14 protein-coding genes and 1 pseudogene are annotated in these 15,911 nt (G+C 60.2%); 10 read left to right on the forward strand and 5 right to left on the reverse strand.

Going from position 1 to position 15,911, the window contains the following annotated elements; all coding sequences use genetic code 11:
• The coding region (locus tag ACJ8PL_RS22460; RefSeq protein WP_326830661.1) for a transketolase-like TK C-terminal-containing protein at positions 1-438 on the forward strand (438 nt) is incomplete at its 5' end.
• Positions 439-507: 69 nt separating this feature from the next.
• Here ACJ8PL_RS22460 and brnQ read toward each other — a convergent pair.
• The 3 genes from brnQ to ACJ8PL_RS22475 form a co-directional block, all read right to left on the reverse strand.
• The gene (brnQ, locus tag ACJ8PL_RS22465) at positions 508-1,830 is read right to left on the reverse strand and encodes a branched-chain amino acid transport system II carrier protein (RefSeq protein WP_016930038.1); all 1,323 of its coding nucleotides are present in this window, start codon (positions 1,828-1,830) and stop codon (positions 508-510) included.
• Positions 1,831-2,029: 199 nt separating this feature from the next.
• Positions 2,030-2,911 (reverse strand): 2OG-Fe dioxygenase family protein, encoded by an 882-nt coding sequence (locus tag ACJ8PL_RS22470; RefSeq protein ID WP_028127702.1) that lies wholly within the window; start codon positions 2,909-2,911, stop codon positions 2,030-2,032.
• Positions 2,912-2,941: 30 nt separating this feature from the next.
• Positions 2,942-3,274: a tRNA-binding protein gene (locus ACJ8PL_RS22475; RefSeq protein ID WP_004931561.1), complete on the reverse strand. Its 333-nt coding sequence runs from the start codon at positions 3,272-3,274 to the stop codon at positions 2,942-2,944.
• 287 nt (positions 3,275-3,561) lie between these two features.
• On the opposite strand from ACJ8PL_RS22475, the gene ACJ8PL_RS22480 reads away from it, so the two are divergent.
• The 8 genes and pseudogenes from ACJ8PL_RS22480 to fbaA all read left to right on the forward strand — a co-directional run bounded on the left by ACJ8PL_RS22480 (position 3,562) and on the right by fbaA (position 12,598).
• Complete coding sequence (locus tag ACJ8PL_RS22480; RefSeq protein WP_016930036.1) at positions 3,562-4,479, forward strand: DMT family transporter; 918 nt, start codon at positions 3,562-3,564, stop codon at positions 4,477-4,479.
• Positions 4,480-4,648: 169 nt separating this feature from the next.
• Positions 4,649-5,737, forward strand: coding sequence for an ABC transporter substrate-binding protein (locus ACJ8PL_RS22485; RefSeq protein WP_028127701.1), 1,089 nt, complete (start codon positions 4,649-4,651; stop codon positions 5,735-5,737).
• Positions 5,738-5,815: 78 nt separating this feature from the next.
• Entirely contained in the window at positions 5,816-7,585 is a 1,770-nt protein-coding gene (locus ACJ8PL_RS22490) for an ABC transporter permease (protein ID WP_016930034.1), read from the forward strand.
• The gene (locus ACJ8PL_RS22495; protein ID WP_016930033.1) at positions 7,578-8,648 is read left to right on the forward strand and encodes an ABC transporter ATP-binding protein; all 1,071 of its coding nucleotides are present in this window, start codon (positions 7,578-7,580) and stop codon (positions 8,646-8,648) included. The genes ACJ8PL_RS22490 and ACJ8PL_RS22495 overlap by 8 nt, the downstream gene beginning before the upstream one ends.
• Before the next feature lie 69 nt (positions 8,649-8,717).
• Positions 8,718-8,840: pseudogene (locus tag ACJ8PL_RS22500) on the forward strand (LysR family transcriptional regulator); the annotation flags it as partial.
• A 311-nt stretch (positions 8,841-9,151) separates the two neighbouring features.
• On the forward strand, positions 9,152-10,168 hold the full coding sequence (epd, locus tag ACJ8PL_RS22505) for an erythrose-4-phosphate dehydrogenase (protein ID WP_004931582.1): 1,017 nt from the start codon (positions 9,152-9,154) through the stop codon (positions 10,166-10,168).
• 70 nt (positions 10,169-10,238) lie between these two features.
• Positions 10,239-11,402: a phosphoglycerate kinase gene (gene pgk / locus ACJ8PL_RS22510; protein ID WP_028127700.1), complete on the forward strand. Its 1,164-nt coding sequence runs from the start codon at positions 10,239-10,241 to the stop codon at positions 11,400-11,402.
• A gap of 116 nt (positions 11,403-11,518) precedes the next feature.
• Positions 11,519-12,598, forward strand: coding sequence for a class II fructose-bisphosphate aldolase (gene fbaA / locus ACJ8PL_RS22515; RefSeq protein ID WP_004931586.1), 1,080 nt, complete (start codon positions 11,519-11,521; stop codon positions 12,596-12,598).
• 56 nt (positions 12,599-12,654) lie between these two features.
• On the opposite strand, the gene ACJ8PL_RS22520 is transcribed toward fbaA, so the two are convergent.
• Complete coding sequence (locus ACJ8PL_RS22520; RefSeq protein ID WP_016930030.1) at positions 12,655-13,323, reverse strand: DUF1345 domain-containing protein; 669 nt, start codon at positions 13,321-13,323, stop codon at positions 12,655-12,657.
• 205 nt (positions 13,324-13,528) lie between these two features.
• Here ACJ8PL_RS22520 and mscS point away from each other — a divergent pair, with 205 nt between their 5' ends.
• Positions 13,529-14,395, forward strand: a complete 867-nt coding sequence (mscS, locus tag ACJ8PL_RS22525; protein WP_015378992.1) for a small-conductance mechanosensitive channel MscS — start codon at positions 13,529-13,531, stop codon at positions 14,393-14,395.
• Positions 14,396-14,476: 81 nt separating this feature from the next.
• Here mscS and ACJ8PL_RS22530 read toward each other — a convergent pair whose 3' ends face one another.
• Entirely contained in the window at positions 14,477-15,826 is a 1,350-nt protein-coding gene (locus tag ACJ8PL_RS22530; protein ID WP_016930029.1) for an MFS transporter, read from the reverse strand.
• Positions 15,827-15,911 lie beyond the last annotated feature (85 nt).

Below are 15,911 nucleotides of genomic sequence, written 5' to 3' on the forward strand. Positions count from 1 at the left end.
CGCCAGAACCTGACCCAGCAGCCGCGCACCGCAGAGCAGCTGGCGAACGTGTACCGCGGCGGCTACGTGCTGAAAGACTGCGCGGGCACGCCGGACGTGATCCTGATTGCCACCGGCTCTGAAGTGGGCATCACGGTGGAAGCGGCGGACAAGCTGACCGCAGCGGGCCGCAAGGTGCGGGTGGTGTCGATGCCGTCGACCGACGCGTTCGACAAGCAGGATGCGGCGTACCGCGAGTCGGTGCTGCCGGCGGCGGTGACGGCGCGTGTGGCGGTGGAAGCGGGTATCGCGGACTACTGGTACAAGTACGTGGGGCTGAACGGCGCCATCGTGGGCATGACCACCTTCGGTGAGTCGGCGCCGGCGGAGCAGCTGTTCGCCGAGTTCGGCTTCACCGTGGACAACGTGGTGGCGAAGGCGCAGGCGCTGCTGAAGTAAGCGGTCTGGCGCAAGCCGATAAAAAAGCCGGTCATCATGACCGGCTTTTTTTATGGGCGGAAATCGCGCTTACGACGCGGCATTGGCGCTTTCGACGCCGCGCAACCGGTCGTAAGCCGCCGCCAGCAACAGCACCAGCAGCGTAGGCTGCAGCCAGACCAGCCCCTGTTCGGCCAGCGGCAGCTTATCGAACCAGGCGGGCAGCAGGCCGCTGAAGCTGGAAGCCTTCAGGCCGTCGGCCAGGCCAAACACCAGGCTGGTGGCGATCACCGGCGCGAAGACGCGCCTGGCGCTGCGCCAGCGGTTCTGGCTGAAGCTGAGCAACACCAGCGCGATGCAGGGCGGGTAGATCGCCGTCAGCACCGGCAGCGAGACCCGGATCAGATTGGCCAGCCCCATGTTGGAGACCAGCATGGCGAAGAGGGCGAGGATGACCACCAGCGTGCGGTAAGAGAGCGGCAGGTAGCGGGAGAAGAAGTCCGCGCAGGCGCAGGTCATGCCGACCGCCGTCACCAGGCAGGCGATGAACATCAGCACCGCCATAAAGACGCTGCCCAGATCGCCGAAGGTGTGCTGTACATAGGCGTGCAGGATTGCCGCGCCATCCTGAGCGCCGTTCTCGATCAGGCTACCGCTGCCGGCGCCGAGTTTGAACATGCAGATATAGACCAGCGTCAGGCCGACGCCGGCGATCAGGCTGGCCCACAGCGTATAACGCAGCAGCAACCCGCTGTCGCTGACGCCGCGTGAGCGGGCGGCGGTAACGATAATCGAACCGAACATCAGCGCCGACAGCGTGTCCATGGTTTGATAACCCTGTACGAAGCCGGTGGAAAACGCCGAGGCTTGATAGCTGCCGACGGCGGAGAGCGGCGCGCCTGCGGGCCAGACCAGGGCGGCGATGCCGAGCGCGGCCAGCGCCAGAATTTTCAGCGGCGCCAGAATATGGCCGACGTTATCGAGCAACCGTCCGGGATAAAGCGACACAATCATCGCCAGGGTAAAGAACAGCAGGCTGTAGATGAACTGCGGCAGGGCGCCGTCGCCGGTGAAAGGCGCAATGCCGAGGGCGAAAGAGACATTGGCGGTTCGCGGCGTGGCGAATAACGGGCCAAGCGCCAGATAGCAGACGGTCGCCAGCAGCAAGCCGGCGGTGCGGCCGATGGGGCCGGTCAGCAGGCTGATGCTGCCGCCGACGCGCGCCAACGCGATCACGGCGATCACCGGCAGGGCGACGGCGGTCACCATAAACCCGATAGCGGCCGGCCACAGATGTTCGCCGGACTGCAGTCCCACCAGCGGCGGGAAGATGATGTTGCCGGCGCCGACAAACAGGGCAAAGGTCATAAAGCCCAGGGCGATAATGTCTTTCGGGGATAAACTCTTGGTCATAACGGTATGGCACTGCCTGTATTCATGAAATAAACGGCCTGCCTGCAGAGGGCTGGCGCGTGGGGCAGCGAGCGCCCGCAAAAATTTTCGTCCGGCAGGATATAATAATTCGGCGACAAAAACCTGATTAATCCAGCGCTGTTTATCCTTGCGTGAACCGGCCGCACAGATGAATCCTGGCGGCCGGCCCGGCAGCGCGTTAGCTCGCGCGCGCCACCATGTCTATCGACAGCGGGATTTCGATATGCGGTTTAAAAGAGTCATACGCGAAGGAGACGTGGCCGTCTTCGACCGGTTTTCGGGTGAAAAAGATCAGCATATCGCGGGTTGAATTCTTACGTTTGTCCTGCGCTTCCACCGGTGAGAGGCTGTGTTTGCGTTCATGGTCGACAATCAGCAGGGTATCGAGGAAATGCCGATGCTGTATTGCGCCCAAAATCCATTCCGGCCGGGCCCGATCGAATTTGATCCCGCTGGTTTCGCGCATATCGTGAATAAAGGTCTTGGCGCTGTCGTCGGTCATGTTGTCGCAGCCGAGGAAGGTCGTCATGGTGTGGTCGACGCCGTCGCTGTGCACGCCTTCCAGCGCCGGTTCGCCCAGCATCTGCGGCGTGGTGACGGTGCGCAGGTTGAACACCGTGCAGACGAACTTGTTGATCTCCTGATTAAGCCGGGGGCGCGGCGTCACGCTCACGCCATCGATCACGTAGGCTTTGAATTTCATCAGCGCCTGAAATGCCGTATTCAACTGCAGATCGTCGTTGATGCCGCGGAAATGGCGCACCTTTCCCGAATCGTAGCGGATGAAGTCTTCCTCGACCGAGAGCACGAAAGGCTGGAACTCCAGCCGCTCAATCCGGGCGCGATCGAAGTCGAAACAGAAACGGCCGTTTCTGGACTTGCGGAAAGGCAGCGTGGGATCGTCCGCCAGATTGGCGCTGACCTGCTGCAGCCTGGCGAAATCTTCCGGCCGCGCGCCCAGCGCCAGCAGGATTGCCTGCATGGTAGCGCCGGGGATAAAGGCTGAACGGTGTTCCTGGTATGCCTTCTTAACTTCATCAAGCAGAGATAACTGTCGCATTTCTCGGAGGCCTCACGAATGATGGGGCGATTATAAAATCTTGCTGCCGATCTCCACGTCGAAATCGGGTTTCAGCAAGACGGTGCCTTGATCCCTGGTGACCGCGGCAAGAACCAGCACTTCGGATTTAAATCCGGCAACCCGCCTGGCGGGGAAATTAACGACGGAGATGACTTTTCTGCCAAGCAGATCATCTTCCTGATAGTTTTCGCATAATTGCGCCGAACTGTTTTTAATGCCAATTTCCTCGCCGAAATCAATGCGCAGCTTATAGGCGGGTTTTAACGCCTTGTCGTTATATTCCACGGAAATAATTTCGCCAATACGCATATCCAGTTTCATAAAATCAGTGATTTCGGCCATGAGTCAGTCCCGTTAATTAAATGGCTTCAGAAAGGCTAGCAAAGGGGAATTATCCCGACAATGTCGCCGATAGGGGAATATTTATACCTGATGTAGCAATTAATTTACATTATCGTAACGTAGCGCAATTAATTATAAGCTCGATGAATTATATGAAATTGAAACTTCATTATTCACCGGTAATTATGTGCGCCACCTGAACTTGGGCGTTCGCTCGGCACTGTTAAGCCCGTGTTAAATTGGTTAGTATGCCCTCATTCATCAACCGCATTCTTTCAGGTAGTGATATGGAAATAACCCCGCGTGAAAAACGCGATCGGCGAAAGGCATTTATCGCGCCGTTTTTCCTGATATTAATTTGGTCGACGGGTTTTATTGCCGCGCGTGCGGTGGCGGATCATGCCGATCCCAACCTTTTCCTGACCTTTCGCTTTTTGATCGCCGCCGCGGTATTCGCTTTGCTGGCATTGCATTGCGCCTGGCCCAAGGGGCGGCAGTTCGTGATGCACCTGCTGACCGGCATGTTGATGAATGGCGTTTATCTCGCTGCAAGCTGGTGGGCGGTGGCGAACGGCCTGGCGGCCGGGGTGATGTCGCTGATCGGCGGATTGCAGCCGTTGTTCACCGCGCTGATTTTCGCGTTGGTGCTGCGCAAATCGATAGGGTTACGCTCCTGGGCCGGGCTGGCGGTCGGTTTTATCGGCGTTGCGCTGGTGCTCTCCCCTCGACTGACCGGTATCGACGTCGGCAATATGGCGCTGTTGCCGATCCTGATGGGGTTTGGCAGCATCGTCGCGCTGACGATCGGCATCATGGTGCAGAAGTCTTCGCTGGCGGCGGCCGATCTGCGGGCGGCGGGCGCCATTCAGCACCTCGGCGCCGCGATCGTGACCGGCGCGTTGGCGGCCGTGATGGGCTCCGGCGCCTGGGACAATTCGCCGACGCTGTGGTTCTCGCTGCTGTGGTCGGCCGGCGTGTTGTCGCTGGGCGGCACCGCGCTGTTTATCTGGATGGTGCGCCACGGCGATTTGACTCGCATTACCGCGCTGATGCTGCTGGTGCCGCCGGCGGCGGCGCTGCAGGCTTACGCGCTGTTTGGCGAGGCGCTGTCGCTGGTGCAGTTGGCGGGGTTTGCCCTGACCCTGCTGGGGGTCGCCATCGTACAGCGAATTCGCCTGCTGCGGCGTTCTCGCCTGGCCGAATAGTTTGCGACAGGAAGCGCCGTAAAGCCCGCGCTGCCGGGCTTTTTTATTGGCTGAAAAACGTCCAACCTCACAAAACCGAAAGATAACAAAGCAACGCCGTTGCCTCGTCACAGTTATTAACTATATGTTAATTTTTAGTTTATTAAATGTGATCAGGGGATGGATGATGATGATGAAAAAAATCAGCGCGACCGTAGCGGCAATCACTTTGCTAGGCTCCGTTTCCGCCTATGCGGCCTTCCCGGCGGGCTACCCCGCCGACTACCAGAAACTGGTCGACGGCGCGAAGAAAGAAGGCAAGGTGGTGATTTACTCGACCACCGACACCAAGGCGGCGGCGCCGCTGATCCAGGGGTTCGAGGCGTTGTATCCGGGCATCAAGGTCGAATACAACGACATGAACAGCACCGAACTGTATAACCGCTTTATCAGCGAGCAGGCGGCCGGCGGCACCAGCGGCGACGTGGTGTGGAGTTCGTCGATGGACACCATTTTGAAACTGGCGGGCGATTACGCGCAGGAATACGCCTCTCCCGAGCAGGCTCAACTGCCAAAATGGGCGGTATGGCAAGATAAGGTGTATGGCACCACCTATGAGCCGGTGGTGTTTATCTATAACAAACGCCTGATCCCGCAAGGCGATGTGCCGGATTCGCATGCGGCGCTGGCCAAGCTGATCGCCGGCCAGACGGACAAATTCAAGAAGAAAGTCACCACCTACGACATCGAAAAATCCGGCGTCGGCTTCATGCTGTCGGTGCAGGACTTCAAGGCCGATCCTAACTACTTCAAAACGTTGGCCGACGTGGCCAAGGGTGGCCTGGCGGTGCAATCCTCCACCGGCACCATGATGGAACGCGTTTCCTCCGGTGAAAACCTGATCGGCTTCAATATCCTCGGTTCATACGCCGAGGCCCGCGCCAAGAGCGACTCGTCGCTCGGCATCGTCTATCCGAAAGACTATACCCTGGTGCTGTCGCGCGTGAGCTTCATCGGCAAAGAGGCCGGCAACCCTAACGCCGCCAAGCTGTGGTTTGACTATGTGCTGTCGGAGAAAGGGCAAAATATTCTCGCCAATCAGGCGGATATCCCCTCGATCCGCAACGACATCGAAGGCAAGAACGACATCGATGGCATGACCAAGCTGTTGGGTAACGCGCTCAAACCGATCCCGGTCGATGACAGCCTGCTGGAATATCTGCAGCCGGCCAAGCGTCTCGACTATATCAAACAATGGCGCGCCGCCGCGGCGAAATAACAGGGACTGCATTCGGACGCGCGCCTGTCGCACGGGCGCGCGCCCTTTGGTCGTCGTTTACAACCATAGGGAGCATTTATGCAAGCATGGCGCAGAAAGTGGCAGAGTCTGCCGCGCGGCCTGGTGGTGTTGATAACCGCGCTGGTTATCTATGTCCCCCTGTCGTTTATCATCATTCAAAGCTTCCTCTCGGCACCGTTTTTCTCTCCTTCCAAGGTTTTCAGCCTTGAGGCCTTCGAGTTCATCTTTACCGATCCGGATTTCTACAAGGCGCTGAAAAGCGGCTTTATTTTGGCATTCGGCCTGGTGATTATCGCCATCCCGCTCGGCGGTGTTTTGGCCTTCCTGATGGTGCGCACCGATCTGCCGGGGCGGCGGATCATCGAACCGCTGATTCTGGTGCCGATCTTCGTGTCGCCGATGGTGCTGGGTTTCGGTTACGTGGTGGCGGCGGGACCGGTAGGTTTCTTCTCGCTGTGGGCGGAGGCGCTGCTGGGTTTCGTGCCGTGGAACATCTACTCAATGGCCAGCATCGTGGCGATAGCCGGATTGACGCACGTGCCTCACGCGTATCTGTACATCTCCTCGGCGCTGCGCAGCGTGGGCTCCGACGTTGAAGAAGCGGCGCGCACCGCCGGCGCCACGCCGCTGCAGGTGATGACCGCCGTCAGTCTGCCGATGGTGCGGCCGTCTATCTTGTACGCCGGGGTGCTGTTGTTCTTCCTCGGGCTGGAAGTGTTCGGCCTGATGCTGGTGTTGGGCGATCCGGAAGGCAACCTGGTGCTGGCGACCTACCTGTACCAGTTGACCAACAAGCTGGGCACGCCGTCTTACCATCTGATGGCGGCGGTGGCGGTGGTGCTGATTTGCATCACTATTCCGTTGGTGATGCTGCAGCGCCGGCTGATGCGCACCGCCAATCGCTTTGTCACCGTCAAGGGCAAAGCCTCGCAGGCCCGCGCGCTGCCGCTCGGCAAATGGCGCTGGGTGGCTGGCGCGGTGGTGGTGTTCTGGCTGACCGTGACCATCGGCGTGCCGCTGATCGGCGTGGTGCTGCGCGCCTTTATCTCTAACTGGGGCGTGGGCGTGTCTGTCTGGGACGAGCTGTCGATCAACACCTTCCGCACCATCTGGGCGCAGCCCAACCTGCTGCGCGCCATCGTCAACTCGATGGCGATCGGGGTGATCGGCGGGGCGCTGGCGGTGGCGTGCTACCTGTTTATCGGCATCGCCATGCACCGCAAGCCGGATGGCGCCACGCGCTTCCTCGACTACAGCGTACTGGTGCCGCGCGCGGTGCCGGGGCTGTTGGCCGGTCTGGCATTCCTGTGGGTGTTCCTGTTCTTGCCGATGTGGCTGGACAAATCGCTCAAGGAGGGCTGGCTGTCGGCGTTGCCGATGGCCGAGTGGCTGCGTGCTAACTGGATTGTCTGGCTGCGTTCGCTGCGCAGCACTATCTTCAGCGTCTGGCTGGCTTACACCGTGGTATGGATGGCCTACGGCCTGAGGCTGATCTCTTCCACGTTGCTGCAGGTGGGGCCGGAGCTGGAGGAGGCGGCGCGCAGCGCCGGCGCCAGCCGCGGCCAGATCACCCGCCACGTCACCATTCCGCTGTCGCGCTATGGCCTGATCGGCTCTTGGCTGCTGATGTTCCTGATTTTTGAACGCGAATATTCCACCGGGGTGTATCTGCTGTCTCCGGGCACGGAAACCATCGGCTCGATGCTGGTTTCTCTGTGGGCCGCGGGCGCTATCGATATCGTCGCCGCGCTGTCGTTCATCAATATCCTGCTGGTGGTGCTGGGGTTGGGGATCGCCTTGCGCTTTGGAGTGAAATTACATGATTGAACTTTCGGTAGAGAATCTGCATTTGACCTATGGCGACAACCCGGTGCTGAAAGGGGTGTCGATGGATCTGAAACGGGGCGAGGTGGTCTCGCTGCTGGGCCCGTCGGGCAGCGGCAAAACCACGCTGCTGCGGGCGGTGGCCGGGCTGGAGAAACCGAGCCAGGGGCGGATCGTCATCGGCAATAACCCCGTGTACAACGGCAGCGCGCGCAGCGAAATTCCCGCCGAAGAGCGCAACCTGGGGCTGGTGTTTCAGTCCTATGCCCTGTGGCCGCATAAAACGGTGTTTGAGAACGTCGCTTACCCGCTGAAGCTGCGTAAGACCGCCTCGGCGGAAATCGCCCAGCGGGTGCAGGCGGTGCTGGATCAGCTCGGGTTGGGGCATCTGGCCAAGCGGCACCCGCACCAGCTTTCCGGCGGCCAGCAGCAGCGCGTGGCGATCGGGCGTGCGCTGGTCTACAACCCGCCGGTGATCCTGCTGGATGAGCCGCTGTCCAATCTCGACGCCAAGCTGCGCGAAGAGGCGCGGGTATTCCTGCGCGAGCTGATCATCAAGCTCGGTCTGTCGGCGCTGATGGTGACCCACGATCAGAACGAGGCGATGGCCATTTCCGATCGCATCCTGCTGCTCAATAACGGCAAAATCGAACAACAGGGCACGCCGCAGGAGATGTACGGTTCACCCACCACGCTGTTCACCGCCGAGTTCATGGGCAGCAACAACCGCTTGCCGGGCAAGGTTGTCGCGCGGGAAGGCGACCGGGCGCGCATCGAAGGCAAGGATTGGGCGCTGTGGGGCAAAGCGGGCGCCGGCGTGCAGGTCGGGCAGGAGGGCACGGCGGTGATCCGCGTGGAGCGCGTACGGTTGGGCGAAGATCCGCAGGGCAACCAGCTTGAGCTGCCGTTGCTGACCAGCATGTATCTCGGCGATCGCTGGGAATACCTGTTCCGCACCGTGGCCGAAGATTTCGTGGTGCGCGCCTATGGCCAGGAGGCGCGCGATCGGGCGCTATGCCGGCTCTCCCTGCCGGCCGATCATCTGTGGATATTCCCGAAAGCCTAATCAGGACGCCCGCTGATGCGGGCGTTCCGTTTACAGAGTTAAACCGTTAGCGGCGATCTTTTCCGAACTGTATACGTTTCCCGGCTGGCAACGTCGGCGAAAGTGCGGGTGACGGTCGAATTTTTGCGCGACTATTTCCGCGAGCACTACGGCGAAACGGGGCCGGCGAGCGAAAATCCACCGCGGCCTTAAGGCCAAAAATGTGCGCCAGATCATCTTATGCTCGTAAAACTCCCCTCCGTTACCTGAGGAACTGTTGCACCTGTTTCTTTTGCCAAAACTTTGGTTTATGCTCAGCTGAAGCGTTTCAGTTGAAGCACTCTTCGACAGAAATGCCGATGTGACGGCGGCGAAAAGCCGCTGAAGCGCGGGAATAATGCAAACTCGGCGATTCACAGCGGGCGGTGCGATCCACTACTCTATGCGGGTTAGTGAGACAACCAGTCAGCGCCGGGCGGCGCCGGTGAGTCACCCGGCGTGGACGGCCCTTTTTCAGGAGCAGCATGACCATCCGCATAGCGATAAACGGCTTTGGCCGCATCGGCCGCAGCGTATTGCGCGCACTGTACGAATCGGGACGACGGGCGGAAATCTCCGTGGTGGCGATCAACGAGCTGGCGAACGCCGAAGGCATGGCCCATCTGCTGAAGTACGATTCCAGCCACGGTCGCTTCGCCTGGGATGTGCGGCAGGAGTGCGACACGCTGAGCGTCGGAGACGACGCGATTCGCCTGTTGCACCAGCCGGCGGTGGAGCAGTTGCCCTGGGGCGAGCTGGGCGTCGACGTGGTGTTGGACTGCAGCGGCGTGTACGGCAGCCGGGCGGATGGCGAAGCCCATCTGGCGGCGGGGGCGAAGAAAGTGTTGTTCGCCCATCCGGGCGGCAACGATCTGGACGCCACCATCGTGTTCGGCGTCAACCATCAGACGCTGCTGGCGGAACACCGCATCGTGTCCAACGCCTCGTGCACCACCAACTGCATTATTCCGGTGATCAAGCTGCTGGATGACGCCTACAGCATTGAATCCGGCACCGTGACCACCATTCACTCGGCGATGAACGATCAGCCGGTGATCGACGCGTATCACGCGGATTTGCGGCGCACCCGCGCGGCGAGCCAGTCGATCATTCCGGTCGATACCAAGCTGGCTGCGGGCATCACCCGTATCTTCCCGCAGTTTTGCGATCGCTTCGAGGCGATCTCGGTGCGCGTGCCGACCATCAACGTGACGGCTATCGATCTCAGCGTCAGCGTGAGCGCCGCGGTGAAGGTGGCTGAGGTCAACCAGCTGTTGCAAAAGGCCGCACGGGAATCATTTCGTGGTATAGTTGACTACACGGAATTACCATTGGTCTCGATCGATTTTAACCATGACCCGCACAGCGCTATCGTCGACGGTACGCAGACTCGGGTCAGCGGGCAGCACCTGATAAAGACCTTGGTCTGGTGCGACAATGAATGGGGCTTTGCCAATCGGATGTTGGATACAACACGGGCAATGGCCGCCAGCGGTTTCTAGTACGGCGGCGCCGGCGTGATTGGCGCGCTGCTCAGGCAATTTTATAGAGATTCAATAAAGAGGGTTCACCATGTCTGTAATTAAGATGACCGATCTGGATCTGGCGGGTAAACGTGTACTGATCCGCTCCGATCTGAACGTGCCGGTAAAAGACGGTAAAGTGACTTCCGACGCGCGTATCCGCGCTTCCCTGCCGACTATCGAAGCTGCGCTGAAGCAAGGCGCCCGCGTGATGGTAACCTCCCACCTGGGTCGTCCTACCGAAGGCGAGTACAACGAAGAATTCTCCCTGCTGCCTGTGGTCAACTACCTGAAAGAACACCTGAAATCCCCAGTGCGTCTGGCGAAGGATTATCTGGATGGCGTCGACGTCGCCGAAGGCGAACTGGTGGTGCTGGAAAACGTCCGCTTCAACAAGGGCGAGAAGAAAGACGACGAAACCCTGTCCAAGAAATACGCGGCGCTGTGCGACGTGTACGTGATGGATGCATTCGGCACCGCGCACCGCGCGCAGGCTTCCACCCACGGCGTGGGCAAGTTCGCGCCTGTCGCCTGTGCCGGTCCGCTGTTGTCCGCCGAACTGGAAGCGCTGGGCAAAGCACTGGGCAACCCGGCCCGTCCGATGGTCGCCATCGTGGGCGGTTCTAAAGTGTCCACCAAACTGACCGTGCTGGATTCCCTGTCCAAAATCGCCGATCAGCTGATCGTCGGCGGCGGCATCGCCAACACCTTCGTGGCGGCGCAGGGCAACAACGTGGGCCAGTCCCTGTACGAACCTGACCTGATCCCGAACGCGCAGAAACTGCTGGAAACCTGCGACATTCCGGTGCCGACCGACGTGCGCGTAGCGACCGAGTTCTCCGAAACCGCAACCGCGACCGTGAAGCAGGCCAACGAGATCCAGGACAACGAGCAAATTCTGGATATGGGCGACGTCTCTGCCGAGCGTCTGGCCGTTATCCTGAAGAACGCCAAGACCATTCTGTGGAATGGCCCGGTTGGCGTATTCGAGTTCCCTAACTTCCGTAAGGGCACCGAAATTGTCGCCCGCGCGATCGCCGATAGCGACGCTTTCTCTATCGCTGGCGGCGGCGACACTCTGGCAGCCATCGATCTGTTCGGTATCGCTGACAAAATTTCCTACATCTCCACCGGCGGTGGCGCATTCCTGGAATTCGTTGAAGGGAAACCGCTGCCTGCAGTCGTGATGCTGGAAGAGCGCGCTAAGCAGTAATTCAGACAACGGGAGGCGAAAGCCGCCCGTTTGTTTTATACCGCGCGGCTAACGCTGCGCGGCGTGAAAACATCGATTTACATCCATCTACGGCCGACGAAACAGGACAAAGTAACATGTCTAAAATTTTTGATTTCGTAAAACCGGGTGTCATCACGGGTGATGACGTTCAGAAAGTCTTCGCAGTTGCTAAAGAGAACAACTTTGCGCTGCCAGCGGTAAACTGCGTGGGTACCGACTCCATCAACGCAGTGCTGGAAGCCGCGGCTAAAGTGCGCGCGCCGGTCATCGTTCAGTTCTCCAACGGCGGCGCCGCGTTCATCGCCGGCAAAGGCGTGAAGACCGATGTGCCTCAGGGCGCAGCGATTCTGGGCGCCATTTCTGGCGCACACCACGTTCACCAGATGGCTGAACACTACGGCGTGCCGGTGATCCTGCACACCGACCACTGCGCGAAGAAACTGCTGCCATGGCTGGACGGCCTGCTGGACGCCGGCGAGAAGCACTTCGCCGCTACCGGCAAACCGCTGTTCTCTTCCCACATGATCGATCTGTCTGAAGAGTCTCTGGAAGAAAACATCGAGATCTGCAGCGCCTACCTGAAGCGCATGGCCAAAATCGGCATGACGCTGGAAATCGAACTGGGCTGCACCGGCGGTGAAGAAGACGGCGTGGACAACAGCCATATGGACGCTTCCGCACTGTACACCCAGCCGGAAGACGTGGCTTACGCGTACGAAAAACTGAACGCCATCAGCCCGCGCTTCACCATCGCAGCTTCCTTCGGTAACGTGCACGGCGTGTACAAGCCAGGCAACGTTAAGCTGACTCCGACCATCCTGCGCGATTCTCAGAAATACGTTTCCGAGAAATTCAACCTGCCGCATAACAGCCTGAACTTCGTGTTCCACGGCGGCTCCGGTTCCAGCGATGCGGAAATCAAAGAGTCCGTCAGCTACGGCGTGATCAAGATGAACATCGATACCGATACCCAATGGGCGACCTGGGACGGCATCCTGCAGTACTACAAAGCGAACGAAGCTTACCTGCAGGGCCAGCTGGGCAACCCGAAAGGCGCCGATCAGCCAAACAAGAAATACTACGATCCACGCGTATGGCTGCGCGCAGCGCAGACCAGCATGGTGACGCGTCTGGAGCAGGCTTTCAAAGATCTGAACGCGGTAGACGTTCTGTAATCTTCGGCACCTGTTGCACGATGCAAAAGGCTCCCTGCGGGGAGCCTTTTTTGTTTTCAGCCCAGCAGGCCGGCGCCGACGTTGATCGACAGGCCCAGGATCAGCATGTTGAACACGAACGAAATAACTGACTGCACGAGTGCGATTTTACGCACCTCCGCGGCGCCGACCGCCACGTCGGCGGTTTGCGACGCGACCGCGATGGTGAAGGAGAAGTAGGCGAAGTCCAGATAGGTCGGCTCGGTGAGATTGCCGGGGAACAGCAGCGGCAAAGGATCCCGCTGTGCGCCCTGACGATAAAACTGATGGGCATAGTGCATGGTGAAGGCGGTCGGCAGCAGCAGCCAGGAGACTGCCAGCGTTGCGCCGGTTAACGCCAGATGTAGCGTTTTCAGCGAGTCGCTGGCCTGTTTGGCGCTGCTCAATTCGAACAGGATCGCCAGAATGCTCACCAGACAACCGAAACTGACCAGCGCTAACACCGTGCTGGCGCTTTCATCCTGTCGCCGGGCGATCTGGCGAATGTGCTGCGGCGTGCTGACCAGCATCAGCCGCCAGAGAAACAGCAGATAGAGCCAGGCCAGCGTATTCCAGCCGATCATCAGGCGCTGCAGCAACGAGAGCTGGGCGGGCAGCAGCAGAAAGCACAACAGCCCCGCGCCGACGGAAAACAGCAGCCTGGGCCGCACTTGCCAATAGTGTTTGAGCGAAGAGCGAATGTGCATGAAGAACGGATCTCTTGTCGTGAAATGGCCAACGCGCTGTTTTCAGCATAGAAGAAGCGGCGGGCGGTTTCGGCTATTTTTAACGCTGACGGTTGGCATGAGCCTTTAATGTTGGTTACCCTTAGGCGGTGGTTTCCTACTGGCTGCCGAAGCCAGTGTATTTTTGCGAGTTTCTCCCGTTAGGGACTGAGTTAGGACGACACGAATGAAAGATTTGAATGTAGTAGACGGCATCAACGGTGCCGGCGACTGGTTGGTGAAGAACCAGGATCTGTTGATCCAGTACGCGGTGAATATCGTCGCCGCCATCGTTATCCTGATCATCGGTTCGATCGTGGCCCGCGTGGTCGGCAATGCGCTGAACCGCGTGATGAAACTGCGCGGCATCGACGCCACGGTAGCTGACTTCCTGTCGGCGATCGTACGTTACGGCGTGCTGGCGTTCACCTTCATCGCGGTGCTGGGGCGCGTCGGCGTGCAGACCACCTCGGTGATCGCCGTGCTGGGTGCCGCCGGTTTGGCCGTCGGTCTGGCGCTGCAAGGCTCGCTGTCCAACTTCGCCGCCGGCGTGCTGCTGGTGATCTTCCGCCCGCTGCGCGTGGGTGAGTATGTCGATCTGGGCGGCGTGGCCGGCACCGTCGATCAGGTGCAGATTTTCTCCACCACCCTGCGCACCGCAGACAACAAAACCATCGTGGTGCCGAACGGTAAAATCATCGCCGGCAACATCATCAACTACTCCCGCGAACCGAACCGCCGCGTGGATATCGTGGTAGGCGTGGCCTACAACGCCGATATCGACGTGGTGAAAAAGGTGTTGGGCGACGTGATCGCCGCCGACAAGCGCATCATGCACGCTAAAGGCGTGACCGTGCGTCTGAACGAGATGGCGCCATCTTCCCTGAACTTCGTGACCCGTTCCTGGACCACTAACGCGGAATACTGGAACGTGTACTTCGATCTGATGGAAAACTTCAAGCGCGCGCTGGATGCCCACAACATCGGCATTCCGTTCCCGCAGATGGACGTGCACCTGTATCGCACCGAAGACGCTTCCGCCAAGGCGGAATAACACAGAAGGGGGCCTTGGCCCCCTTTTTTATTGCGGGCCGAGACGCTACCGATGGCGTCTCGGCCTTTTATTTCCGCGAGTTCAGATGCCGGCCGCCGGTTCGGTCAGCGGCGCGCGGCGGCGCAGGCTGAGGCGATAAAGCAGGAAGATGGCGGCTGCGCCCAGCAGCGCCGGCAACGCCAGCCAGAGGAAGAACACTTCTGGCGATCCGGCGGCGGTCATCATCCAGGCGCCGAGCATCGAGCCGACGATCGAGCCGAAGCGGCCATTGGCCATGGCCCAACTGACGCCGGTGACGCGGGCTGCGGTCGGGTAAAGGGTGGCGGAAACCAGGTTCAGGCCGTTCTGCGCGCCGGCCACGCCGAAGCCGATAAGGAACACAATGGCGGCCAGCGTGTAGACGTCGCCCATCAGATACCCGGTCGCGCCGATCACCAGCGCGGCGCCCAGGTAGGAGACGGCCAATACGCGGTAGGGCCCGACCCGATCCATCAGCAGCGCCATGAGGATGGCGCCCAGAGTGCCGCCGAGCGGCACCATGGCTCCGATGCGCGAGGCGTGGGCGATATCGTAACCGGCGTCTTTGAGTATCGTCGGCAACCAGCTGGTGAGCAGGTAGAACACGAACAGCGAACAGAAGAACGCCGCCCACAGCAGCAGGGTGCGCACGGCGCGCCCTTCGATAAACAGATGCGAGATCGGCGATTTGACCTGCGCCGGACGCTCGTCATCGACAATCGTCACACCGGCCCAACGCTGGCCGGTGATGCGCTCGACCACCCGGCGCAGCCGATCGGCATGTTTGGCGCTGGCGGCCATAAAGCGTACTGATTCGGGCATCTGCCAGGCTAACAGCGGCAGCAGCGCCAATGGCGCAATGCCGCCGACCACCAGCAGGCCGCGCCAGCCAAATGCAGGAATGATCTGCCCGGCCAGCAGGCCGCCCAAGGCCAGCCCGGCGGTAAAGCCGCTCCAGCTCAGGGTGACCATCAGCATGCGCCGGCGCGCCGGTGAGTACTCAGAGCTGAGGGTGATGCAGGTCGGTATCGCGCCCCCGAGGCCAATGCCGGTGATGAAGCGCAACAGGGTCAGGGATTCGATCGAATGCGCATAGGCCGAAGCCAGGGTGCAGCCGCCAAACACCAGCACCGCGACGAGCAGCACGCGTTTGCGGCCGATGGCGTCGGCGAGCGGCCCGAACAGCAGGCTGCCGATCAGCAGGCCGAACAATCCCGCACCGAAGGCGGGGGAGAGCTGCGCTGGCTGCAGGCCCCACTCTTCGCGCAGCGCCGGGGCGATATAGCCGATGATGGCGGTATCGAAGCCGTCCAGCAGGGCGATCAGGAAACACAGGGCGAGGATGAGAATTTGATAAGGCGAGATCTTGGCGCGATCGATAATTTCGCTGATGCGAGCGGTATCTGGGCTCATGAGGGTTCCACTGTTATTAAGCCGGTGTGGGCTGGCTGAGGGGCCGTTCAGGCCGCTTTGGCTGGCATCGCGTAGAAATCCGAGT

Origin of the sequence: Serratia sp. CY83965 (assembly GCF_052166375.1) — a bacterium.
Classification (GTDB): domain Bacteria; phylum Pseudomonadota; class Gammaproteobacteria; order Enterobacterales; family Enterobacteriaceae; genus Serratia; species Serratia marcescens.